The 23,916-nt window shown below is 69.4% G+C and carries 17 protein-coding genes; 13 read left to right on the top strand and 4 right to left on the bottom strand.

Features of this window, described 5'->3' with window-relative positions:
- Positions 1-2 precede the first annotated feature (2 nt).
- The gene (locus ACG00Y_RS00445) at positions 3-1,910 is read right to left on the bottom strand and encodes a glucokinase (protein WP_394475290.1); all 1,908 of its coding nucleotides are present in this window, start codon (positions 1,908-1,910) and stop codon (positions 3-5) included.
- A 309-nt stretch (positions 1,911-2,219) separates the two neighbouring features.
- Here ACG00Y_RS00445 and glk point away from each other — a divergent pair, with 309 nt between their 5' ends.
- The 12 genes from glk to ACG00Y_RS00385 all read left to right on the top strand — a co-directional run bounded on the left by glk (position 2,220) and on the right by ACG00Y_RS00385 (position 17,624).
- Entirely contained in the window at positions 2,220-3,212 is a 993-nt protein-coding gene (glk, locus tag ACG00Y_RS00440; protein WP_394475289.1) for a glucokinase, read from the top strand.
- Positions 3,213-3,674: 462 nt separating this feature from the next.
- Positions 3,675-6,437 carry a TonB-dependent receptor gene (locus tag ACG00Y_RS00435; protein WP_394475288.1) on the top strand — a complete coding sequence of 921 codons (2,763 nt, stop codon included), beginning with the start codon at positions 3,675-3,677 and terminating at the stop codon, positions 6,435-6,437.
- A 71-nt stretch (positions 6,438-6,508) separates the two neighbouring features.
- A complete protein-coding gene (locus tag ACG00Y_RS00430; protein ID WP_394475287.1) occupies positions 6,509-7,237 on the top strand; it encodes a DUF6445 family protein in 729 nt (242 codons plus the stop codon).
- Positions 7,234-8,754, top strand: coding sequence for a tryptophan halogenase family protein (locus tag ACG00Y_RS00425; protein WP_394475286.1), 1,521 nt, complete (start codon positions 7,234-7,236; stop codon positions 8,752-8,754). Before ACG00Y_RS00430 ends, ACG00Y_RS00425 begins: the two co-directional genes overlap by 4 nt.
- Before the next feature lie 2 nt (positions 8,755-8,756).
- Positions 8,757-10,256 (top strand): tryptophan halogenase family protein, encoded by a 1,500-nt coding sequence (locus tag ACG00Y_RS00420; protein ID WP_394475285.1) that lies wholly within the window; start codon positions 8,757-8,759, stop codon positions 10,254-10,256.
- Positions 10,257-10,265: 9 nt separating this feature from the next.
- Positions 10,266-11,564 carry an alpha-amylase family glycosyl hydrolase gene (locus tag ACG00Y_RS00415; RefSeq protein ID WP_394475284.1) on the top strand — a complete coding sequence of 433 codons (1,299 nt, stop codon included), beginning with the start codon at positions 10,266-10,268 and terminating at the stop codon, positions 11,562-11,564.
- The gene (locus ACG00Y_RS00410; RefSeq protein ID WP_394475283.1) at positions 11,561-12,298 is read left to right on the top strand and encodes a sugar nucleotide-binding protein; all 738 of its coding nucleotides are present in this window, start codon (positions 11,561-11,563) and stop codon (positions 12,296-12,298) included. Before ACG00Y_RS00415 ends, ACG00Y_RS00410 begins: the two co-directional genes overlap by 4 nt.
- A 126-nt stretch (positions 12,299-12,424) precedes the next feature.
- The gene (locus ACG00Y_RS00405) at positions 12,425-13,087 is read left to right on the top strand and encodes a helix-turn-helix transcriptional regulator (RefSeq protein ID WP_394475282.1); all 663 of its coding nucleotides are present in this window, start codon (positions 12,425-12,427) and stop codon (positions 13,085-13,087) included.
- Positions 13,088-13,119: 32 nt separating this feature from the next.
- Complete coding sequence (locus ACG00Y_RS00400; protein WP_394475281.1) at positions 13,120-15,081, top strand: PEP-CTERM sorting domain-containing protein; 1,962 nt, start codon at positions 13,120-13,122, stop codon at positions 15,079-15,081.
- Between the two features lie 22 nt (positions 15,082-15,103).
- Complete coding sequence (locus ACG00Y_RS00395) at positions 15,104-16,039, top strand: PEP-CTERM sorting domain-containing protein (protein WP_394475280.1); 936 nt, start codon at positions 15,104-15,106, stop codon at positions 16,037-16,039.
- Positions 16,040-16,371: 332 nt separating this feature from the next.
- Complete coding sequence (locus ACG00Y_RS00390; RefSeq protein WP_394475279.1) at positions 16,372-17,007, top strand: RNA polymerase sigma factor; 636 nt, start codon at positions 16,372-16,374, stop codon at positions 17,005-17,007.
- Positions 17,004-17,624 carry a hypothetical protein gene (locus tag ACG00Y_RS00385; protein ID WP_394475278.1) on the top strand — a complete coding sequence of 207 codons (621 nt, stop codon included), beginning with the start codon at positions 17,004-17,006 and terminating at the stop codon, positions 17,622-17,624. Before ACG00Y_RS00390 ends, ACG00Y_RS00385 begins: the two co-directional genes overlap by 4 nt.
- A 38-nt stretch (positions 17,625-17,662) precedes the next feature.
- Here ACG00Y_RS00385 and ACG00Y_RS00380 read toward each other — a convergent pair whose 3' ends face one another.
- Positions 17,663-18,658: an HD-GYP domain-containing protein gene (locus tag ACG00Y_RS00380; RefSeq protein WP_394475277.1), complete on the bottom strand. Its 996-nt coding sequence runs from the start codon at positions 18,656-18,658 to the stop codon at positions 17,663-17,665.
- On the bottom strand, positions 18,655-21,981 hold the full coding sequence (locus ACG00Y_RS00375; RefSeq protein ID WP_394475276.1) for an MHYT domain-containing protein: 3,327 nt from the start codon (positions 21,979-21,981) through the stop codon (positions 18,655-18,657). The genes ACG00Y_RS00380 and ACG00Y_RS00375 overlap by 4 nt, the downstream gene beginning before the upstream one ends.
- A 211-nt stretch (positions 21,982-22,192) precedes the next feature.
- Between ACG00Y_RS00375 and ACG00Y_RS00370 the strand changes: the two genes are divergently transcribed.
- Positions 22,193-23,032 carry a PA4780 family RIO1-like protein kinase gene (locus ACG00Y_RS00370; RefSeq protein ID WP_394475275.1) on the top strand — a complete coding sequence of 280 codons (840 nt, stop codon included), beginning with the start codon at positions 22,193-22,195 and terminating at the stop codon, positions 23,030-23,032.
- Here ACG00Y_RS00370 and ACG00Y_RS00365 read toward each other — a convergent pair whose 3' ends face one another.
- Entirely contained in the window at positions 23,033-23,914 is an 882-nt protein-coding gene (locus tag ACG00Y_RS00365; protein ID WP_394475273.1) for a hypothetical protein, read from the bottom strand.
- Between the last annotated feature and the right edge of the window lie 2 nt (positions 23,915-23,916).

Here is a 23,916-nt window from a genome sequence, read left to right as displayed (position 1 = left end):
CATCAGCGGCTGTGCGACGTCAACCGCGACAGCGGTGACGCGGTACTGACGCCCGGTGCCGTCGTGCGCGCCGGCTTGGCGACCTCGTCCTCGCCGCCGGACAGTGCCGCGATGCTGTCCGGGTTGCGGCGCATCGCCACGCCCACGGCCAGGATGTCGATGACCAGCAGGTGCAGGATGCGGCTGACCATGGGCAGGTGGGTCGCGATGTCCTCGACGTGGTCCACGATCAGCGCCACGTCGGCCTTCTTCGCCAGCGGGCTCTGGCTGGCAGTGATGGCGACGACCTTGGCGCCGCGCTCCTGGGCCTTCTCGACGACGGCCAGCAGCTCCGGCAGGCGGCCGCCGCTGCTGATGACGACGGCCACGTCGCCCTCGCGCAGCACGTCGGCCGCCAGCAGCTGCAGGCGCGGGTCGGTGTAGGCGCCGCAAGGCATGCCGAAGCGCAGGAACTTGAACTGCGCGTCCTGCGCGACGACGCCGTAGTGGCCCAGCGCGAAGAACTCGATGCGGTGCGCCGCCAGCAGCATCTCCGTGGCGCGGTCTATGGTGTCGCGGTTCAGGTGGCTGCGCACCTGCAGGATGGCGCTGGCGGTGTTGCCCAGCACCTTGGCGCCCAGCTCCAGCATGGAGTCGTTGGTGTTGACCTGGGTGTGCGTGACGGGCACGGTGCCGGTCAGGCCGGAGGCCAGGCGCAGCTTGAAGTCCGACAGGCCCTCGCAGCCGAGCGAGCGGCAGAAGCGGATCACGGTGGGCTGGCTGACGCCGGCCGCGCGCGCGATCTCGGCGATGGGGTCGTTCAGCACCGAGCGCGGCTGGGCCAGTACGAGGTCGGCCACGCGAAGCTCGGCCGGCGACAGCTCGCTGCGCGCGCGGCGGATCTGGCCCAGGATGGCCGAGCCGGGCGAGGCCTGCAGGTTGCGCAGTTGGCCGTCCAGGATGGCAGACGCGCCCTTGAACGTGGCGTGCTCGGCCGTGATGACGAAGGTCGGGATGGCCGACACGTACTCGCGGAACCGCCCCTTGTCCTCGAAGCGCGCGCGGAAGGGGCTGCGGTCGAACCACCCGCCCAGGCGCGGCACGATGCCGCCGCCGATGTAGATGCCGCCCAGCGAGCCCAGCGTCACGGCCAGGTTGGCGGCGCAGGTGCCGAGCAGCTCGCAGAAGACCTCCAGCGTCTCCAGGCACAGCGGGTCGTTCTCTTCCAGCGCGCGCTGCGTGATGGCGGGGGCCAGCAGTGGCTCGACCGTTGCGCCATTCCGATCCGCCAGCGCGCGGTAGATCAGCTCCAGGCCGGGGCCGGAGATCAGGCGCTCGTAGGACACATGACCCGAGGCGGGGTCCAGCGTGCGCCAGGCGAACTGCAGGATGTCCATCTCGCGCGCATCGCGCGGCCCGAAGTTGACGTGGCCGCCCTCGGTGCCCAGCGCGATCCAGCCCTCGCCCGCCGGGATCAGCCCCGACACGCCCAGGCCCGTGCCCGCGCCCAGCAGCCCGATGACGCTGGGCCGGCGTGCCTGGCCGCCGCCCACCTGGCGCACGTCGGCGTCGGCCAGGCGAGGCAGGGCCATGGCCAGCGCGGTGAAGTCGTTGACGACCACCAGCGTGTCCAGCCCCAGGCGCTGGCGCATCTCGTCGATGGAGAACTGCCAGTGGTAGTTGGTCATGCGCACCCGGTCGCCCTCGACCGGGTTGGCGATGGCCACCGCCGCATGGGCAATCTGCTGCGGGCCGGCGTCGCCCCAGCTCAGGGACTGCAGATAGGCGCTCACGGCGGCGTGGAAGTCGGCATGGTCGGCGCAGCGCAGCGAGCGGGTCTGCGTGAACTCGCCGGGGCCGGTTTCCAGCGCGAAGCGGGCATAGGTGCCGCCGATGTCGGCAAGCAGGCGGGGGCTGTCGAAACGGGGCATGGAGCAGGGGACCGGGGGAGGAGAACCGGCCGATTATTCAGCAGGCGCCGTCAGCGGCATCCGGGCTGGTGCGCCTGTAGCTTCACTACAGTGCATGCGAGCGCCCGTTTCCCCAGGAAGAAGGCCGGGGTGGGCAATCGTGAAAGCGTTTCCGACGCTCGTTGGTCGCCTCTCGGGTGAGCTTGTATTGTGGAATGCATGTAGTTTTGCTACCGTCCGCCGCGCCGAAATTTCACCCTTCATGCTCGTGCCTGCCAAAGCCCCACTCTTCACCATGACTTCCCTCGCAATGACTGCCGGAGCGCGGGCATGAGCGCCCCCTTTCCCTGGCTGGTGGCCGACGTTGGCGGCACCAATGCGCGCTTTGGCACCGTCTCCGGGCCGGGCGCCGAGGTGGAGGACGTGCGGGTGCTGCCGGTGGCCGCCCATGCCGGCCCGGCGGCGGCCGTGCGCGCCTACCTGGACGGTCAGGCGCCCGGTGCGGCCCGCCCGCAGAGTGCCGCCTTCGCGCTGGCCACGCCGGTGCAGGGCGACCGCATCGCGCTGACCAACGGCGCCTGGGACTTCTCTCGGGCGGGCACCCAGGCGGAGCTGGGCTTGAAGGTCTTCCTGTGCATGAACGACTTCGAGGCGCAGGCGTTGTCGCTGCCACGGCTGCGGCCGCATCAGTTGCGCGCCTGGGGCGAGGCGCCCGCTGCCACCGGCGATGTGCCGGTGGGCACCGTGCTGGCCGTCATCGGCCCGGGCACCGGGCTGGGCGTGGGCGGCGTCATCCGTGCGCCGGGCCTGTGGCTGACGCTGCCGGGCGAGGGCGGCCACGCCACGCTGGCGCCGGGCGACGACTTCGAAAGCGCCGTTCTCGCCGCAGCCCGTCGCGAGTTCCCGCATGTGTCGGCCGAGCGCTTCCTGTCGGGCATCGGCCTGCCTGTGCTGTGCCGCTCAGTCGCGGCGGCGCTGGGGCAAGGTGAAGACGTGGCCGCGCTGCCGGCCGACCAGATCGTGGCGCGCGGCCTGGCGGGCGAGTCGCCGGCCTGCGTGCGCACGCTGGAGCTGTTCTGCGGCCTGCTGGGCAGCTTTGCCGGCAACGTGGCGCTGACGCTGGGCTCCCGGGGTGGCGTGTTCATCGGCGGCGGCATCGTGCCGCGCCTGGGTGACTACTTTTTCCAGTCGCAGTTCCGCGCCCGCTTCGAGGCCAAGGGGCGGCTGCACACCTTTGTGGACGGCATCCCCACCGCCCTCATCACCGACACGCTGGCCGCCCTCTCGGGTGCCGCGCTGGCGCTGGAGCAGGCCGACGCGTGATGCGTCGCGGCGGGGCCCTCCCGCCGGCCTGAGCTTCTTGCTGCGGCCACGCCCCTGTGCGGCGTGGCGCTCTCCGTTCCCCACGTCCGTCCGGCCTCCAGCCTTCGGCTGGTCGGTTGGCGCAGCCCTGCCTGGCCCGCACCGATGGTGTGCGCATCGGCTGCTTCTGTGCTTGTCGAGTGCGGCAAGTTGAACATGTAGTTGCGCTACAAACAGGTGCGATGTTTGGGTTTGTCCGTAGCAGTGATGCCGTCAATTGACCTCTTCCATGCTGGTTAACCCGTGGTATCGCGTAGAAATCAGGTCGTTTCTTCGCAACGCTAGGGTTTACGCAGGTGCGGTTAAAAATCTAGTTTTGATACAAACTAGCCCGAGACGTTGGGTTCTCGCCCAAATGTTGTGCGCCGCCGCCCCGGTGCGCTGCGGGCCAAGCCGCTTTCCAATGAACCAGAGGAGACATTCATGACCCTGAGCAAGAACAAGCACGGTTCGGCTGCCGCCGTGTCCTTCCGCATCAGCCCCGTGGCCATCGGCTGCGCGCTGCTGATCGTCGGCACCGCCGCGACCGCGCAGGAAGCTGCCGCGCCCCAGCAACTGGAAACGGTGACCGTCACCGGCATCCGCAAAGGCATCGAGGCCGCCATCTCGGTCAAGCGCAACAGCGACTCCATCGTCGAGGCCATCTCGGCCGAAGACATCGGCAAGCTGCCCGACTCGTCCATCGCCGAGTCCATCGCCCGCCTGCCCGGCCTGACCGCCCAGCGCGTCAACGGCCGCGCTCAGGAAGTGCAGATCCGCGGCCTCGCGGGTCAGTTCGCCACGACGCTGCTGAACGGCCGCGAGCAGGTCAGCACCGGCGACAACCGCTCCGCCGAGTTCGACCAATACCCGTCCGAGTTGCTCAGCGGCGTGACGATCTACAAGACGCCCGACGGCGCGCTGGTCGGCCAGGGCCTGTCCGGCACCATCGACCTGCAGACGGTGCGCCCGCTGAACTTCTCCGGCCGCACGATGGCCATCAACCTGCGCGGCGAGAAGAATTCGCTGGGTCGCCTGAACCCCGGCGGCGCCGGTGACAAGGGCAACCGCTTCAGCTTCTCTTACATCGACCAGTTCGCCGACCGGACCGTCGGCGTGGCCCTGGGCTATGCCCGCCTGGATTCGCCCAATCAGAACAACTACTTCCGCAACTGGGGCTATCCGAGCATCGGCACCGACCCGGCGAACCCGACGGTCATCAACGGTGTCACGTACAACAACGTGCGCGTGCCGGGCGGCGTGCAAATTCGCAACGAGTCAGCCTCGCAGGAACGCAGCGGCCTGATGGGCGTGCTGCAGTGGAAGCCGTCCAAGGACTTCGAGACCGTGGTGGACGTCTACCACTCGACCTACGAGCGCAGTGCCATCCAGCGCGGCTTCGAAGCCGGTCTGGCCTGGGGTGCTCAGGGCCTGAACAACCCGGTCGTTGAAGGCGGCACCAGGACCGGCAACGTCCAGACCGGCGGCGTGCTGACGCAGGGTGACTGGCTCGGCGTCAAGCCCATCCTGCGCCACGACTTGAACGACCGCGAAGACACCATCAGCGCGGTGGGCTGGAACAGCAAGCTGGTGGTCAGCCCCGCGCTGACGCTGACGGGCGACCTGAGCTGGTCCAAGGCCGACCGCGAAGAATCCATCATGGAGCTGTACGCCGGCACGGTGCCGGGCAGCACCGGCGCGCTGGATACCTTCAAGGTGAACTTCCCCGCCGGTGGTGGCCTGCCCACGCTGACCGCTGGTTTGAACTACGCCGATCCGGCCATCATCAAGCTCGTCGACTCGGGCGGTTGGGGCCAGGCCGGCTACCTCAAGAAGCCCAAGGTCGAAGACGAGATCAAGTCTGTCCGCGTGGCGGCCCGTGTCAGTCAGGACTTTGGCTTCTTCACCGGCGGCGAGTTCGGCCTGAACTTCACGCAGCGCCAGAAGTCGCGCAACATCAACGAGTGGTTCATGGACTTGAAAACCACGCCGACGACCATCCCGGCCGGCATGCTGTCTGCGCCGAACAGCCTGGGCTTCGTGGGCCTGGGCAACTTCATCTCCTACGACGCTCACGCGGCGGCGGCGCAGTTCTACAACCTGCGCGTGCACGACCGCAACCGCGACATCATCAACAAGAACTGGATCGTCAAGGAAGACATCACCACCATCTTTGCCAAGGCCGACATCGACACCGAGTTGCTGGGTATGCCGCTGCGCGGCAACCTGGGGCTGCAGGGCGTGAACGCCAAGCAGAAGTCGACCGCCTTCACCATCCTGAACGCGGCGCTGGACACGGCACCCGTCACGCGCGGCATCAACTACACCGACTGGCTGCCCAGCCTGAACCTGACCTGGCAGGTGGCCAGCAACCAGAACGTGCGCTTCGGCCTGGCGCGCCAGATCACCCGCCCGCGCATGGACGACATGCGCGCCACGCAGGAATACAGCGTGGACAACGGCCGCGCCATCTGGACGGGCAACGGCGGCAACCCGGAACTGAAGCCCTGGAAGGCGGATGCAGTCGACCTGTCCTACGAGTACTACTTCGGCAGCAAGGGCTACGTGTCCGTTGCTGGCTACTACAAGGACTTGAAGACCTACATCTACAGCCAGCGCCTTAACATCAACTTCAAGGATCGCTTCGGCACGCTGACGCCTCCGGGCAGTGTCACGCCGACCTCGGACATCGGCGAGTTCACGACCCAGTCCAACGGTCAGGGCGGTTCGCTGTCGGGCGTGGAGCTGGCCGTGTCGCTGCCGCTGAGCATGGTGGCCAACGTGCTGGACGGCTTCGGTGTCCAGGCCAGCTACGCCTACGTGGAAAGCAAGATCGCACCGTTTGGCCCCGCCGACGCGCGCCCGCTGCCGGGTCTGTCGCCCAACACCTACAACCTGACGGCGTACTACGAGAAGAGCGGTTTCTCCGCCCGCGTCAGCACCCGCATCCGCGACAACTATGTGGCTGAAGTGACCGGCTTCGGCGCCGACCGTGCCTTCGAGTACGCGAAGAAGGAGCAGGTCACCGACCTGCAGCTGGGCTACGAGTTCCAGGGCGGCGCGGCCAAGGGCTTGTCGGTCGTGTTCCAGATCAACAACGTGGGCAACGAGCCCTATGTCGAGTACTACAACAACGACCTCACGCAGACCCGCCAGTACACCCGCTACGGCAAGACCTACCTGTTCGGCGTGAACTACAAGTTCTGATCTGCCGATCAGCTGCTAGCGTGTCAGCCCTTGCCGGAGTGATCCGGCAGGGGCTTTTTCTTGAGGCCTCGATGATTCGCCTGTTCAACCCTCAGCCGCGCGTGCATGTGCTCGAACTCGCACCCGGCCTGCGCTGCGTGGTGCTGGACGACGTACTGCTGGAGCCCGAGACACTGGTGAGCTTTGCGGCTGGCCGGCGCTTCGAAGCGCCCGAGGGCAATCTCTACCCGGGCGGCGTGATGGGCTTGTCGGCCGAGTTCGACCTGCGCCTGCGTGACCTGTTCTGGCAGCACGCGCGCGGGCCGCTCGGGCTGCGGCGCTGCCACGCGGCCTATGTGCGACTTTCCCTGGCGACCACGCCCGTTGACCAGTTGCAGCCCTTGCAGTGGCTGTGCCACCGCGACCGCATCGACGAGGGCGCGCCGGAAGCGATGTTTGCGGCCTCGGTGCTCTACCTGTTCCGCAACCCCGAGCTGGGCGGCACGCGCTTCTTCGTGCCCCGGCGGCCGGCGCAGGAGATTGCCGAGCTGTTCCGCGACGCCCAGGCGCTGCCGCCCGCAGACTTCTCTGCACGGCATGGCATCGCGCCGGGCTATCCGGCCGAAGAATCGGCCTACTTCCGTTGCGTGGCGACCGTGCCGGCGGCGTGGAATCGCATGATCATTTACGACGGCGGTGGCTATCACTCGGCGGCCATCGACCGGTCCGACCTCCTCAGCGACGATGCCGCCACCGGCCGCCTCACCGTGAACGGCTTTTTCCCCTGCCGGCGCCAGAGCGCCGCCGCGAGACATCCATGAGCACTCCCCTGATCCAGGACATCGTCATCGTCGGCGGCGGCACCGCCGGCTGGATGGCCGCCGCCGCCTTGTCCACCGTCTTGCGTGGCCGCTACCGCATCCGGGTCGTCGAGTCCGACGAGATCGGCACGGTCGGCGTGGGCGAGGCCACCATCCCCATGATCCAGCGCTTCAACCGCGTCGTTGGCATCGACGAAAACGAGTTCATGCGCGAGACCAATGGCAGCTTCAAGCTGGGCATCGAGTTCGTGAACTGGGGGCGTGTCGGCGACCGCTACATGCACGGCTTCGGCAAGCTGGGGCAGGACTTGTGGACCGTGCAGTTCGAGCAGTACTGGCAGCGCATGCGCAAGCTCGGTCGCGCGCAGCCGCTGGAGCAGTACAGCATCGCGCGCATGGCGTCGCTGGCCAACAAGTTCATGCCGCCGCGCACCGACCTTGGCAACTCGCCGCTGTCTGAGATCGCCTACGCCTACCACTTTGACGCCAGCCTCTATGCGCGCTACCTGCGCAAGCTGAGTGAGGCGCGCGGCGTGCTGCGCACCGAGGGCAAGATCACCCACGCCACGCGGCGAGGTGAGGGCGCTAATCCCGGTCATGTGGACGCCATCGTGCTGGAAAGCGGCGAGCGCATCGCGGGCGATCTGTTCATCGACTGCTCGGGCTTTCGCGGCCTGTTGATCGAGCAGACGCTGCAGACCGGCTTCGAGGACTGGACGCACTGGCTGCCCTGCGACCGCGCGCTGGCCGTGCCCTGTGAATCGGTGGCACCGCTGACGCCCTACACCCGCTCCACTGCCCACCGCGCCGGCTGGCAATGGCGCATCCCGCTGCAACACCGCATCGGCAACGGCCATGTCTACAGCAGCGCCCACATCAGCGATGACGAGGCGGCCGCCACACTGCTGGCCAATCTCGACGGCAAGCCGCTGGCCGACCCGCGGCCGATCCGCTTCAAGACCGGCATGCGCAAGCTGGCGTGGAAGGAGAACGTCGTCGCCGTCGGTCTGTCCAGCGGCTTCCTGGAGCCGCTGGAGTCCACCTCCATCCACCTGATCCAGTCGGCCGTCCAGCAGCTGATCGACTTTTTCCCGGACCGGGGCTTCAGCGCGACGGACATCGCCGAGTTCAACCGCCACAGCCGCTTCCACTACGAACGCATCCGCGACTTCGTCATCCTGCACTACCACCTGAACCAGCGCGACGACTCGACGTTCTGGCGGGACTGCGCCCACATGTCCGTGCCGGATTCGCTGCAGGAGAAGCTGGACCTCTATCGCAGCCACGGCCGTGTCGTGCGCCGCGACAACGAGCTGTTCGCGGAGGTGGGGTGGATTCAGGTCATGGAGGGCCAGAACCTGGTGCCGCAGCGCCACCATCCGCTGGCCGAACTGCAGGATGAGCAGGCCACGCATGAATACCTGGAAGGCGTGCGCCAGGTCATCGCCAAGTGCGTCGACTTCATGCCCGACCACGCCGCGTACATCGCGCAGCACTGCGCGGCGAAGCGCATGTGAGCATGGCCGCCGCGCTGATCCACGACATCGTCATCGTCGGCGGCGGCACCGCCGGCTGGATGGCAGCGCTGGGCCTGGCCACCGTCGTGGGCGACCGCTACCGCATCCGCCTGGTGGAGTCCGACGAGATCGGCACCGTGGGTGTGGGTGAGGCCACCATCCCGCTGATCCAGCGCTTCAACCGCATCGTCGGCATCGATGAGCACGACTTCCTGCGCGAGACCGGCGGCACGTTCAAGCTGGCCATCGAGTTCGTCAACTGGGGCCGCGTGGGCGACCGCTACATGCACGGCTTCGGCCGCGTCGGGCAGGACTTGTGGACCGTCGGCTTCGAGCAGTACTGGCACCGCATGCGCCTGGCTGGCGGGGCGCGACCGCTGGGCGACTACGCCATCACGCAGCAGGCGGCGCGCGCCAACCGCTTCATGCCGGCGCGGCCCGAGCCGGCCAACTCGCCGCTGGCCGACATCGCCTACGCCTACCACTTCGACGCCGGCCGCTACGCGCGCTTTCTGCGCAAGCTGGCCGAGGCGCGCGGCGTGCGGCGCACCGAGGGGCGCATCACGCATGCGACGCGCGGCGAGTCGGGCGATGTCGATGCCGTCGCGCTGGCCAGCGGCGAGCGCATCGGCGGCGAGTTGTTCATCGACTGCTCCGGCTTTCGCGCGCTGCTGATCGAAGAGACGCTGAAGACCGGCTTCGACGACTGGAGCCACTGGCTGCCCTGCGACCGCGCGCTTGCTGTGCCCTGCGAGTCCACAACGCCGCTCACGCCCTATACCCGCGCCACCGCTCACCGCGCCGGCTGGCAATGGCGCATCCCGTTGCAGCACCGCATCGGCAACGGCCATGTCTATTGCAGCCGCCACGTCAGCGACGACGAGGCCACGGCCACGCTGCTGGCCAACCTCGACGGCCCTCCGCTGGCCGACCCGCGCCCGCTGCGCTTCACGGCCGGCATGCGCCGCAAGACCTGGCACCGCAACGTCGTCGCCATCGGCCTGGCGGGCGGCTTCCTGGAGCCGCTGGAGTCCACCAGCATCCACCTCGTGCAGCAGACCATCCAGTTGCTGATCGACTTCTTCCCGGACCGGGGCTTCAGTGCCGCCGACGTGGACGAGTTCAACGCGCAGAGCCGCTTCCACTGGGAGCGCATCCGCGACTTCATCGTGCTGCATTACCACGTCAACCAGCGGGACGACTCGGCTTTCTGGCGCGACTGCGCCCACATGGCTGTGCCCGACACGCTGCGGCAGAAGATGGCGCTCTACAAGGCGCACGGCCGCGTGACGCGCTTCAACAGCGAGCTGTTCACCGAGACCGCCTGGCTGCAGGTCATGGCCGGGCAGAACCTGCTGCCCGACAGCTTTCATCCGCTGGCCGCCCTGCAGCCGGAGGACAGCGTGCATGCCTACCTCGAAGCCGTGCACCGTTCCGTGGCTGCGAGCGTCGTGCAAATGCCCGACCATGCCGACTACATCGCCCGCCACTGTGCTGGCTGAAAGACCGACATGCCCACCCGCCGCACCGTCCTCACCGCCGCCTCATCCCTTGCCTTGTCCAACATGAGCGCCACTGCCGCCGCCCCTGTCATGTCCCATCTGCCCTGGACCCGCCAGGCCGTCATCTACCAGGTCAACGTGCGCCAGTACTCGCAGACCGGCACGCTCCAGGCCGTGCAGGCCGACCTGCCGCGCCTGAAGGACCTGGGCGTCGACCTGCTATGGCTGATGCCCGTGCAGCCCATCGGCAAGCTCAACCGCAAGGGCACGCTGGGCAGCTACTACTCGATCAGCGACTACACGGCCGTGAACCCCGAGTTCGGCACGCTGGCCGATGCCAAGGCCCTGGTCGCCGAGGCGCACAGACTCGGGCTCAAGGTCATGCTGGACTGGGTGGCCAACCACACCGCCTGGGACCACCCTTGGGCGACCGCGCACAAGGACTGGTTCAAGCTCAATGCCCAGGGTGAGGTCTACCCCGTCACCTTCCACGAGGGCCAGCCCAGCGAGGAGCGCTGGGACGACGTCATCGGGCTGGACTACAAGAGCGAGGGCCTGCGCGCGGCCATGATCGACGCGATGACCTTCTGGGTCCGCGAGGTCGGCCTGGACGGCTTCCGCTGCGACGTGGCCAGCCTGGTGCCGACCGATTTCTGGGTGCGCACACGCAAGGCGCTGGACGCCGTCAAGCCGATGTTCATGCTGGCCGAGTCTGACGCGGTGGACCTGCACACCAGCGGCGCCTTCGACATGACCTACTCCTGGGACTTGGCCGACCAGGTGTTCAAGAAGATCGGCAAGGGCGAGGCCGGTGCGCCGCTGCTCAAGGCCTGGCTGGCCAAGCAACTGGGCCGGACGAGTGGCTACCCGGCGCACGCCTACCGCATGCGCTTCACGAGCAACCACGACTTCAACTCCTGGCACGGCACCGATGCCGAGCTCTATGGCGACGCCCACCAGGCGCTGGCCGTGCTGACCTTCACGCTGCCCGGCATGCCGCTGATCTACAACGGCCAGGAGGCGCGGCTGGACAAGCGGCTGGCCTTCTTCGAGAAGGACCCCATTGCCTGGAAGGGCTATGAGCTGACCGGCTTCTACCAGCAGCTCACGGCCCTCAAGCACCGCCGCACGGCGCTGGCGGCGGGGCAGTACGGCGGGTCGGTCCGGCTGCTGGAGGCGCCGGCCGATGTCGTCGCCTTCGAACGCCGGCTGGGCAACGATGTCGTGCGCGTGGCCGTCAACCTGTCTGCGGCCGAGCAGACCTGGCAAGGCCACAAGCTCCAGCCTTGGGGCTGGTGGCTGTCATGAGAATCCTCATCACCGGCCTGAACGGCACGCTGGCCCCGCGCCTGGCCGAAGCCGCGCGCGCGGCGGGGCATGAGGTCATTGGCTGGGACCGCAAGGCGGTGGACATCGAGAACGAAGCCTTGTCGGCCGCCTGGCTTTCGGCGCAATCCGTGGACGCCATCGCCCACCTCGGCATGGCCTCGGCGCGCTTTGCCGGCTGGCTGGCGTCGCGTTGCCCCAACTTCCTGTTCACGAGCACCGTCATGGTGTTCGAGAACGAGCCCGACGGCCCGCACGACGTGGCCGACGCGCGCAATTCCAGCAACGACTACGGCCGCTACAAGGCCGAGTGCGAGGACGCCGTGCTGCTGGCCAGCGAGCGGCCCGTCATCGCCCGCATCGGCTGGCAGATCGACGAGAGCCGGCCCGGCAACAACATGCTGCTGACGCTGGACGAGTGGCAGCGGCGCGACGGCTGCGTGAAGGCCAGCAGCGCCTGGACGCCCGCCTGCTCCTTCATGGCCGACACGGCCGCCGCGCTGCTGCGCCTCATCGAGCGGCCGCTGCCCGGCGTGCACCACCTGGACAGCAACGCCGACGAGGCCTGGCGCTTCGACGAGGTGGCCCGGGCGTTGGCGGCCAGGTTCGGTCGCGACTGGCGCGTCGAGGCCCACCAGGACTATCGGCACGACCAGCGCCTGGTCGGCGGGCCGAGTGGGTTGCCGCCGCTGTCGGCACGCCTGACCCGGCAGTAGCCACGACTCAGCGGCGCCGATTCGGCCGCCCTGACAAACCGGCGCCGGTTTCGTCTCCCCTGCATGCAAGGCTGACAGCGTGCTCCTCCGGAGCCCCGCTGGATCGCCTCGCAGGGGAGGACTCCAGTGACCGAATCGTTCGCGCCCGCCTGGCCATGCATCCTGCTGGACGGCCAGTTGGCCGCAGCCCAGATCAACCCGGCCGCCCTGCGCCTGCTGGCTGCCAACGAGCCCGTGCTGTGCCTGCGCCGGCAGCGCCTGCATGCGCCGGGCGACCCGCTGGCCCTGGGCCGCTGCCTGGCCGCCGCCGCGCGCGGCGAGCGCTCGGCCCTGGCCCTGGCGCGACCCGGGCGGCCGGCGCTGACCCTGCTGGCCGAGCCGCTGCCCACCGACGGTCTGGACTGGGTTCGGGTCTGCCTGCGCGACCCTGAGCTCGAACTGCCCGACCCCCGCCTGCTGCAGAGCCTGTTCGGCTTCACGCCCACCGAGGCCGTCGTCGCGGCGGGCCTGGCCCAGGGCATGGACAGCGCCGAGCTGGCGCGCACGCTGGGCGTGCAGCCCAACACCGTGCATTCACACATCAAGCGCGTGCTGCTGAAGAGCGGTGCGCGCCGGCAGTCGCGGCTGGTGTCGCTGATCCTGCGCAGCGTGGCCATGTTGCCCCACCCCTTGCTTGCGGGGGCGGCGTGCCCGCCGGGGCCAGGTCTTGCCCAAACGGGCAACGACGCCGGCCAGGGGGCTGGGCACAGTCCGCCGCAGCCGCTGCCCGCTGCCTGCGCGTGCAACTGAATCGCTGTCATCTCTGGAAACGGAAAAAAACCATGAAGACCAAGAAACCCGCCACCGCCCCCCGCTTCAAGCTCGCCGGCGTCGCGCTGGCGCTGGGCCTGCTGCAGGCGCCCGCCTGGGCGGTGGACTACATCTGGCAGGGCGGCAGCGGCTTCTGGGACGACGCCGGCCGCTGGACGCTGCTGGGCGTGCCCGGCAGCGGCGACAGCGCCACCATCCAGGGCACGGGCACCGGTGCCGTGCTGGCCCGCGACCCGCGCAGCGCGGCGCAGCTGTTCATCAATGGCAACCTGGCGACCACGTCCACGCTGAGCGTCGGTTCGCTGGCCTTCAGTTCGGGCTCGTTTGGCAACATCTTGGCGCAGGGGGCCGGCGGCGTCATGAACGTCTCCGGCGCGGCCGTGTTCGACGGCGCCTTCGTGCAGACCGTCAGCTACAGCAGCACCATCAACCTGGGCGGCAACGCCACCTGGTCGCAGGGCAACGGCCGCCTCTCGGTGGAGCCCGCCTACAGCGCCGGCAGCCAGGGCTTCGCGGCCTCGGTCATGAACATCGGCGCGGGCACCACCTTCTCCGACCTGGGTGCGGCCAGCGGCAGCGGCTACAAGATCATCAGCGGCACCAACGTCCACGGCACTTACCTGCGCACGGGCCTGGGCGACACCTACGCCCGCAACGTCAATGTCACCGGCACGCTGGACATCGCCAGCGGCAACTTCATCTTCGAAGCCGGCAACGGCAATGCCGCCAGCAGTTCCAGCGGCCTCATCCAGGTCGCCAGCGGCAGCACGCTGGGGCTGGCCAACATCACGCTGATGCAGGGCAGCACGCTCAGCAACAGCGGCCTGGTGCGGCAGGTCGGCGGCACCGTGAAGGTGGCCAGCGGCGCGCAGATCGGCGGCGCCTGGCAAGTGGATGCCGGCATGCTGAACATCGAGGGCGCGCATGCGGTCGACTCGCTGGTGATGAACGGCTTCCTCATCACCGGCCCCGGTACGCTCACCACCGGCGCCTTCACCTTCAACTACGGCAAGCTGGGTGGCGCCAATGGCAGCAACGGCACGCAGGGTGGTGGCACGCTGAACGTCACCGGCCCCGCCACGATCGATGGCGGCAGCACGCAGGATGTGGACTACAACCACACGCTCAACCTCTCCGGCAGCACCCGCTGGACGGCGGGCAACGGCCGCCTGGCGGTGGCCACCGGCGGCAGCGCGGGCCCGGATGCCCACCTCAACATTGGCGCCGGTGCCAGCTTCACCGACGAAGGTGCCGCCTCGGCCTCGGGGTCCAAGACCCTGATCGGTTCGCGCCTGTTCACCAATCACGGCAGCTACCTGCGCACCGGCCTGGGCGAAACCTATGCGGCCGGCTTCGTGAACGCCGGCCTGCTGCAGGTCGAGCAGGGGACCTTCGGCGTGGATGCCAGTTTCAGCAACACCGGCCGCGTGGACCTGGCCGCCGGCGCGCGGCTGCTGGCCTACAACAGCCAGCTCGTCAGCGACGGCCTGCTCACCGGCGACGGTACGGTGCAGACGTTCAACGCCAGTTCGGCGTTCACCAGCAAGGGCACCATCGCCCCCGGCCAACTGGGAACGATCGGCACGCTGACCATAGACGGCGACCTGACGCTGGCCGACAGTTCCGTGCTGCGCATCGACCTGGCCAGCGGCGGCTTTTCCGACGAGATCGTGGTGACCAGCGACGCGCTGCTGAACGGCGAGCTGTCCCTCTGGGCCACGCCGGGCCTGACGCTGCAACTGGGCGACACCTACACCATCGCGAGCTTCGGCCAGAGGCTGTCGGGCTCCACCTTCGACAGCATCAGCTGGCACGGCCTGTCCGGCGACCAGTTCTCGGTCGAGTACACGGCCGACAGCGTGCTGCTGCGCGTGACGGCCGTGCCCGAGCCGGCGACCTACGCGCTGTGGGCACTGGGCCTGGCGCTGGTCGCTGGCCGCAAATGGCGCCAGCCCTGCCGCACCCAAGCCTGACTCTTCAACTCCCATGACCATCATGCACACAACCACATCCACTCCCGCTCGATCCAAGCAGGCCGGTGTCGCGCTCGCCGTCGGCTTGGCGCTGATGCAAGGCGCCGCCCAGGCCACGCCGGTTGAATTCAGCTTCGCGGCCTCACTCAACTCGCCGATGGTGATCGGCCTCGCGTACGACGACTTGCAAAGCGGCTGGTCCTCGTCCATGGTCGGCGCCCTTCCCACCGTCGAGCTGGCCGCGCTGCGGGCCACCAATGCGGTGCTGCGCGGCAGCTTTGGCTGGGACACCGCAGCCACCGGCCAGCACGCCCCCTGGGCCTCCAGCTACACCGGTCATCTGAGCCTGGGCCTCCAGCAAGGCGGCCAGCCACTGACCGTCGCCAACCCGGCCGCAGGCGTCTCGGTGGTGAACGACGGCAGCTACGGCGACATCCTGGCCGTGACCTGGAACACCTGGCCGAACAGCTTCGACAGCGGCCTGCTCGACATCGCCGGCGCCCAACCGCAAACCACCCGGCTTGAACTCAACCACCGCTTCACCACCGGCCTGTCTTCGCTGCCGGTGCATGTCAGCTACAGCGATCTGCATCTGACCCAGCTGCAAGTGCGGCTGGACGACAGCAGCGGCCAGGCACTGTCGAGCCGTGACCTGCCAGGCAGCTTGTCGCTGGCCAGCTTCAACTATTCGGCGGTCGACCTCTCCTTCCTCGGACTGGTGACGACCGAAGTCCGCGCACAGGACTTCACCACCGCCGAGGACTTCGCCGCCGCTCAGGCCTGGGTGGATGCGAACGTGCGTTTCACGTATGTGCAGGTCTCATTCACCGGCCTGCCCTACGCGCCGTTGACCGAGCTGACCGTCAGCAGCGTGCCCGAGCCCGACACGTGGGCGCTGGCGGCGCTCGGCGGTCTGACCGTGCTGGGCGCGGCGCGCCGTCGCCGTCAACCGGCCTGAACCGTCAAGGGTGCCGGCTACCATCACGCGGCCCGGCTCCCGCCGATGCTCAATTAGGGCCTGTTAACACTACGGGAGCAGGCTGCGTTGTGACCAGAAAGCCCGCGAGCAAGGCGCAAAGCGGAGCCGGGTTGACCACCCGGCGAGCATTTGCAACGCCGCGCGCTGGCTTTCTGGTCACAACCCGAAGGGAAGGTCCTCCGCCAGGGGCCACTCGGCGTTGCACCGCTGGCTCGCATATCAATGCGAGCGGCGCGCTGCGCCTTGATTGGCCCCTGGCGGAGGGCCTTCGCGACCTACTCCCGTAGTGTTAACAGGCCCTAGGCCTTGGCATGGACCTCGACGCAAACTCCTTCACCCTGGCCTGCCGCGAAGGCGGGCGCCGCATCGAGACCTGGCTGCGCATCGTCGACCGCGAGCACGGCGCGCGCTTCTACCGCGAGGCCGCCGCCGCGCTGCGCAGCTGGCAGGCGGCGGAGGACGTGGTGCAGGACGCCATGGTCAAGGTCTGGCAGCGCTGCGCCACCTTTCGCGGCCCGGGCGAGCCGCTCGCGTGGATACACCAGATCGTGCGCAACACCTTGCTGGATGCGCTGCGCCAGCGCCAGGCCCAGGCGCCGCGCGAACAGCCGCTGCATGACGACGACGGCCAGCTGACGCGCGACGCCGAGGCCGCCGTGCTGGGCCTGTCGGCCAGCGGCGTCGCCACCCCCGAGGGCGCGCTGGCGGAGCACCAGATCGAGGCCGTGTTCCGCCGCTGCTTCGAGCAGTTCGCCGCCGCCCACCCCGAGCATGCGACGGTGCTGCGCTGGGTGGTGGAAGACGGGCTGGACAACGCCGCCATCGAGGCCTTGCTGGAGCGCAGCCCCGGCGCCACGCGCGAGTTCATCTCGCAATGCCGCAAGAAGGCGCGGCCCTACTTTGCGGCCTGGTATGCCCTCGTCAGCCCGGCCGGGGTGACGCCATGACTCAGGCAAGCGACGAGGACGACCAGCACTGGCTGGACCTGATGGCCGGCCGCGCCGCGCCCGACGCCGATGCGCGCACGCGCAAGGAAGCGGCCTGGCTGCGCGCGGCCATGCTGAGCTACCGCGTGACCGCGCCGCTCGGCGCGCCCGCCGATGCCGACCAGCGCGCCGCCCGCCTGCTGACCCGCGCGCGCGACGCCGGCCTGCTGGCTTCTGCCGCAAATGATGCGGCCAACGACGCTGCACCCCGCCGGCCCGCGCCGCGCTGGCGCCACGCGCTGGCGGCCGGCGTGGCCGCCTGCGGCCTCGTGCTGGTGTTCCTGCCGCAAAGCCCAGGCCCGGACGACGCCGACGGCATCACGCTGCGCGGCGCGCCGGTGCAGCGCATCGAAGCGGCTGACGCTCAATCACGGCGTCAGCAGATGCTGCTGGAGCTGCGCGCCGCCGGCTTCGACGCCCAGCCTTTCGAGCGCCTGGGTCGCCTGGGGCTGGACGTGAGCCTGCCCGTGCCGCTGCCTGCCAACCAAGCGGCGGCGCTGACGCGGCTGGGCCTGGCCCCGCCGCCGGGGCCCAGCCTGCAGATCGAATTCGTGATGCCCGAGCCTGCCCGCCCATGAGCGGCTGAGAGCCTGTGTTGGCGCAGGCGCGCTGCGCCTCAGCCCGCCTCGAGAAAGCGCTCGCGCACCTCGATGATGGCCGGCAGGTTGGCCAGGAACAGCACCACCAGCTGTGGGTCGAAATGCTTGCCGGCCTGGGCGCGCAGGTGGCTGGCGGCCTGCTCGACGGTCCAGGCGGCCTTGTAGGGACGAACGCTGGTCAGCGCGTCGAACACATCGGCGATGGCGACGATGCGGGCCTCCAGCGGGATGTCCTCGCCGGCCAGGCCGTGGGGGTAGCCGCTGCCGTCCCATTTCTCGTGGTGGCCCTGCGCGATGCGGCTGGCGATGGACAGCAGGCCGCTCTGGTGCGCACCGAGGATCTCGGCGCCGATCAGCGGGTGGCGGCGCATGATTTCCCATTCGCGCTCGTCGAGCGCACCGGGCTTTTGCAGCACCGCGTCGGGGATGCCGATCTTGCCGACGTCGTGCATGGGTGCGGCGTGCATCAAGTCCTCGGCGTCGGCCTCGTCGTAGCCGGCGGCCAGCGCCAGGATGCGCGAGTAGTGGCTCATGCGCAGCACATGCCAGCCGGTCTCGTTGTCCTTGTACTCGGCCGCCCGGCCCAGGCACATGACGATCTGCAGCCGGGTCTCCAGCAGCGTTTCGGCGCGCACCAGCTGCAGGTGGGTGCGCACGCGCGCCCGCACGGTCGCCGGGCTGATGGGCTTGCCGATGTAATCGACCGCGCCGGCCTCGAAGCCCTGCGCCTCGTCCTGCGCGTCGGACAGCGCGGTGACGAAGATCACGGGAATGGCGGCCGTGGCCTGCTGGGCCTTCAGCGTGCGGCAGACGTCCAGCCCCGACAGGCCGGGCATCATCACGTCCAGTAGGATCAGCTGCGGCGCCTCCGCGCGCGCCAGCTCCAGGGCCTTGTGGCCGTCGCGGGCGTAGAGCAGGCGGTAGTCGTCCTGCAGCACCTGGCGCAGCACCTGCAGGTTGGCCGGCTCGTCATCGACGAGCAGCAGCTTGGGTCGCTTGTCGCTTTTGGTCATTTCAAGGCCTGCAGCGCCTTCAGCGCGGCTTCGAAATCAAACTGGTCGAGGGCTTCGGTCAGCGCGGCGCAGCGCGTGGCGCCCTGGTGGCGGACCAGCTCGGCCAGCGCCTCGTCATCCAGCTCGCCGCGCCGCAGCGCCTTGTCCATGCGTGCCAGCAGGGCCGGTGGCACGGCTTCGCCCGATTGCTTTGCCGGCTCGTCCATCAGGGGCGCCGGCGCAGTGTTGGCCGCCTGGGACAGCTCGGCAATTGCGTCAAGCACGTCGGTCAGCGCGGCCGCCAGCGCTTCGCCGGCCACCAGGGCTTCCTCATGCCGGTCCTGGCGGAGCAGGTCTTCGACCGGCTTGCTCGCCTGCAGCAGCAGCGGCATCGCCAGGCTGCCGGCCACGCCGCGCCAGCGGTGCACCAGGCCGCGAGCCTCCAGCCATTCGCTGCTGCGCAGCAAGGCCATCAGGCGCGGCCCGCCCTGGGACTGTTCCTGCGCGAAGCGGCGCAGCGCACGCCGCCAGGCGCTGGCATTGCCCCACAGGCGCACGCCGTGTGCGCAATCCAGCGCGGCGCCTGCATCCTCGCCATCGGCCGTGCGCGCCGGCGCGGCGACGCTGGTCGCCAGCCCCAGCACGCGGGCGATCTCGGCGCGCAGCAGGGCCGCCTCGATGGGCTTGGTCGCAAAGCCGTCCATGCCGGCGGCCAGCGCGGCCTGGCGGTCTTCCTCCAGCACACTCGCGGTCAGCGCGACCACCGGCGTGCGCGGCCGGCTGTGGCTCAGCTCGAACTGGCGGATGCGGCGGGTGGCGCCCAGGCCGTCCAGCTCGGGCATATGCACGTCCATCAGCACGACGTCGAAGTCCTGCTCGCTGAAGGCCTGCAAGGCCTCCAGCCCATTGCTGGCCAGGCGCACCGTGTGGCCCTCGCGGCCCAGCATCAGCTGCAGCAGCTCTCCGTTCTGCGCCACGTCGTCGGCCACCAGCACGCGCAGCGGCGGCAGCACCATCTGCGCACCGTCCTCGGCGTTCGCGACCGCCTCGCCCGCAGGCAGCGGCAGCCAGATGTGGAAGCAGCTGCCGACGCCCTCGGTGCTCTCGACGGTGATGCGGCCGCCCATGCGCTCCACCAGCTGGCGCGAGATCGTCGTGCCCAGGCCCGTGCCGCCGAAGCGGCGCGTCGTCGATGCATCCGCCTGCGCGAAGGCGTCGAAGATGCGGTCCAGCCGGTCCGCCGCGATGCCGATGCCGGTGTCGATGACGCGCAGGTGAACCTGTCCCTGCTCCACCCGCATGGCCAGCGTCACGACGCCTTGCTCGGTGAACTTGATCGCGTTGCCGACCATGTTGACCAGCACCTGCTGGATGCGCAGCGGGTCGCCCTTGAAGAAGCGTGGCTCGGCGTCGGGATAGTCAAGCTGCAGGGCAAGTCCCTTGCGCTGCGCGCCCAGGCGCAGCGAGTTGAAGGTCTGCTCGCAGACGGCGTGCAGCGAGAAGTCGAGCTGCTCCAGCTCGACCGCGCCCTTTTCGAGCTTGGCCGTGTCGAGGATGTCGTTGAGCAAGCCCAGCAGCGAGCGCGCCGAGCCGCGCACGGTGGTCAGGTGCTTGCGCTGCAGTTCACCGAGCGTGGTGTCCAGCAACAGCTCGGTGAAGCCCAGGATGGCGTTCATCGGCGTGCGGATCTCGTGGCTCATGTTGGCCAGGAAGGCGCCCTTGGCCGCCACCGCCGCCTCGGCGCTTTCCTTGGCCTGGGTCAGCTCCTGCTGCAGGCGCTTGGCTTCGCTGATGTCGATGATGGCGCCGTCGATCCAGCGTGGCTGGCCGTTGGCGTCGCGCATGCCGCGGCCGGTCTCGGAGACCCAGCGCTCGCCGCCGTCGCGGCGCAGCAGGCGGTACTCGACCACGTAGGACTGGTCGGCGACCAGGGCGGCGTGAACGGTCGCGTTGATGCGCTCGCGGTCGTCGGCATGGACCAGGTCGCCGGTGTGGACACGGCCAGCCAGGAAGTCGGCGGCAGGCCAGCCCGACAGCGTCTCGATCGCGTCACTGATGAGCAGCATGGTCCAGTGCTCGTCGATCCGGCTGCGGAAGGTCACGCCGGGGCTGTTGGCGATCAGGCTGCGGTATTGCTCCTCGCTGTCGCGCAGCGCCTGCTCCATCTGCTTGCGGTCGGCGATGTCGGTGATGAAGGCGATGTAGTGGCGGTCGCCGTGCTGCTCCACGCGGCCGACGGCCAGGCGGATGGGGATCAGGTCGCCGTCCCGATGGCGGGCCATGACCTCGCGGTCGCCGATGGCGCCGGCTGCCTCTGCGGCGCTGCCGCGGCGACCGATGCTGAGGTAACGATTGATCTGGGCCTCGCGGCCTTCGGCGCCCGGGTCCGGCAGCAGCAGGCTCACGGACTGGCCCAGCGCCTCATCGGCCCGCCAGCCGAACAGTCGTTCGGCCGCGCCGTTGAACGAGCGGATCAGGCCGTCGTTGTCGACCGTGACGATGCCGTCGACGGCCGTGTCCAGCAGCGCCTGCGTGCGCTCCTGTGCCAGGCCCAGCTGGCGGTTCAACGCCCGGTAGCGCAGCAAGCCGTTGGCGCCGGCGGTCAGCAGGCTGATCGTCAGCGTGACGACGGTGATGGCCAGCGCCAGGTAGTCGTTGCGGTCCATGGTGTCGACGCAGACCGCGTCCGGCGCGCCGACGAAGCGCGCGGCGCCCATGGCCGTGTAGTGCATGCCGGCGATCGCGCAACCCATGACCAGGCCGCCCAGCAGCACGGCCGTCAGCGGGGACACGCGATGCTCCAGCCCGAAGCGCACCCACAGCGCCAGCATGGCCAGCAGCACGGCGACGACGATGGACGCGCCGAACCACAGCGGGTCGTAGCGCAGCTGGGCGGTCAGCTCCATGGCGGACATGCCCGTGTAGTGCATCGCGCCGATGCCGGCGCCCACCAGCACGCCGCCCAGCACCCAGTCCAGCCGGCCCAGCGTGCCGCGCGACAGCAGGTTCAGCGCCACCCAGGAGGCCAGCACGGCCGGCAGCATGGAGGCCAGCGTGATGCCGGCGTCGAAGCCGACGCTGGTACACAGGCTGAAGGCCAGCATGCCGATGAAATGCATGGCCCAGATGCCGCCGCCCATCGCCAGCGACCCGCTCAGCAAGGTGAGCTGCCGCAGGCGGCCGGCACCGACGTTGCGTGCCATGCCCGCCAGTTGCAGGGCCAGCGCCGAGGTCAGCGAGGCGACGACCAGCGACAGCACGACCAGCCAGGGCTGGTACTGGGCCAGCAGCAGCGCCGTCGGGTTGCCGTCACGGAACAGGAAGTACTGGGCGAGGAAGGACACGTGCAATGACGCAGCGCAAGGCAAGCGAGCGAAAAGTGTGGCAAAGCGACATGTTGCCGCCGTTGGCAGCGTTGTCCGGTGTTTTGCGGCTTGACTGAGGCGGGGAAGTCGCAGCTATTTAACGAAGCGGGCGGGTGCGGCTGCCTTGCGCTGACCGGGCGTCGCCAGGCGCGCCATCCGGCGCTGCCCGCCCAGGCCCGAGAATCCACGCATGAAAGCACCCCCGCGCCTGCAGGCACTGATGGATGAAGGCCTGATCGACAGCGTCGTGAGGCAGCTCAAGAGCGGCAAGGAAGCCGATGTCTACGTCGTGCGCTGCGGCGACGACACCTGCGCCGCCAAGGTCTACAAGGAGGCCAACAAGCGCGGGTTCCGCCAGGCGGTGGACTACACCGAGAACCGCAAGGTGCGCAACAGCCGGCAGGGACGCGCCATGGCCAAGCGCACGGCCTACGGCCGCCAGCAGCAGGAGGCCGCGTGGCAGAGCGCCGAGGTCGACGCGCTCTACCGCCTGGCTGCAGCTGGCGTGCGCGTGCCGCGCCCGAGCAACTTCCACGACGGCGTGCTGCTGATGGAGCTGGTGGCCGACGCGCACGGCGACGCGGCGCCGCGCCTGAACGACCTGAGCTTCACGGCGGCCGAGGCGCTGCAGCACCACGCCACGCTGCTCGACGAAGTGGTGCGCATGCTGTGCGTGGGCGTCATCCACGGCGACCTGTCGGAGTTCAACGTGCTGCTGGCGGCCGACGGGCCGGTCATCATCGACCTGCCGCAGGCCGTGGACGCCGCCGGCAACAACCACGCGCCGCGCATGCTGATCCGCGACGTCAACAACCTGCGCAACTTCTTCGGCCAGTACGCGCCGGCCCTGCTGGGCACGCAGTACGGCCCGGAGATCTGGGCGATCTACGCCGCCGGCCAGTTGCTGCCGGGCCTGCCGCTGACCGGCCGCTACGAGCGCAAGCCGGGCGCGGTGGACTTGTCCAGCGTGCTGCGCGAGATCGAGGACGCGCGGCTGGAAGAGGCGGAGCGCGTGCTGCGGATGGGCTGACTAGGCAGGCTCGCCGGGTTGCAGCCACAGCTCGCGGCGTTGCAGCGGCGTCTGCGGTGGCAGCAGCGGGTTCTGCAGCCGGATCACGCGCTCGCGGCTGACCGGGTGGGCCCGTATCACTGCGCCGAAGTGGGCCTGGTGCAGCTGCTGCAGCGAGCCTTCGGCCACGGCCTTCTCCAGCCCGACACGCAGCAGATCGGCCAGCTCGGGCCGGCGCGGCGATACGAACAGATAGGCCGCCGCCGGGTAGTGCAGCATCAGGTTGGGCACCACCGCCAGGTCAGGATGGCGGTCGCCGGCCAGCTCGGCGTCCACCTCGAGCACCGCGCGCGGAAAGTAGTCGAAGCGGGCCGAGGCCAGCATGCGGAACAGCGCTGCGTAGCCGCTGCTGGTGCTGACCTGCAGGCCGTTGGCGCGCAGGATGGCGGTGTCGGGCCAGTCGTGGCCCTGGCCGGCGACGCGTTGCCGCAGCTCCTCCAGGCCGCCCAGCCGGGCCCAGCGCGGCAGCTCGCGCCTGCGCACCAGCAGCACACGCCAGCCCATCAGGCCGCGGTCGATGGGGATGCGCACCGGCAGCAGGCCCGACGACTCCCGTTCGTGGTCGGTCATCGTCCACATCAGGTCGATGGGGCTGCTGCCGCGCGCCAGCTCCAGCAGGCTGCGGCCCTGGTACATCTCCAGGTTCATCAGCTGCACATCAGCGTTGACCCCCGCCCGCTCAAGCGCCAGCAGCACGAGGCGGCGCACATAGGGCAGCTGCGGGTCGGCGGTGCTCATGTGCCGGGGCAGCCACACACGCACCGACTCCGCTTGCGCCAGCGGCGCAGCGAGCGCCCCGAGCAGCAGGGCGCGCCTGGGCAGGTCGGCCGGTGAAGAAGTCATGA

The organism is Pelomonas parva (assembly GCF_043555835.1).
GTDB lineage: Bacteria > Pseudomonadota > Gammaproteobacteria > Burkholderiales > Burkholderiaceae_C > Pelomonas > Pelomonas parva.
The sequence above is the reverse complement of the archived record's forward strand: the minus strand, read 5'-3'. Positions and strand labels throughout refer to the sequence as shown.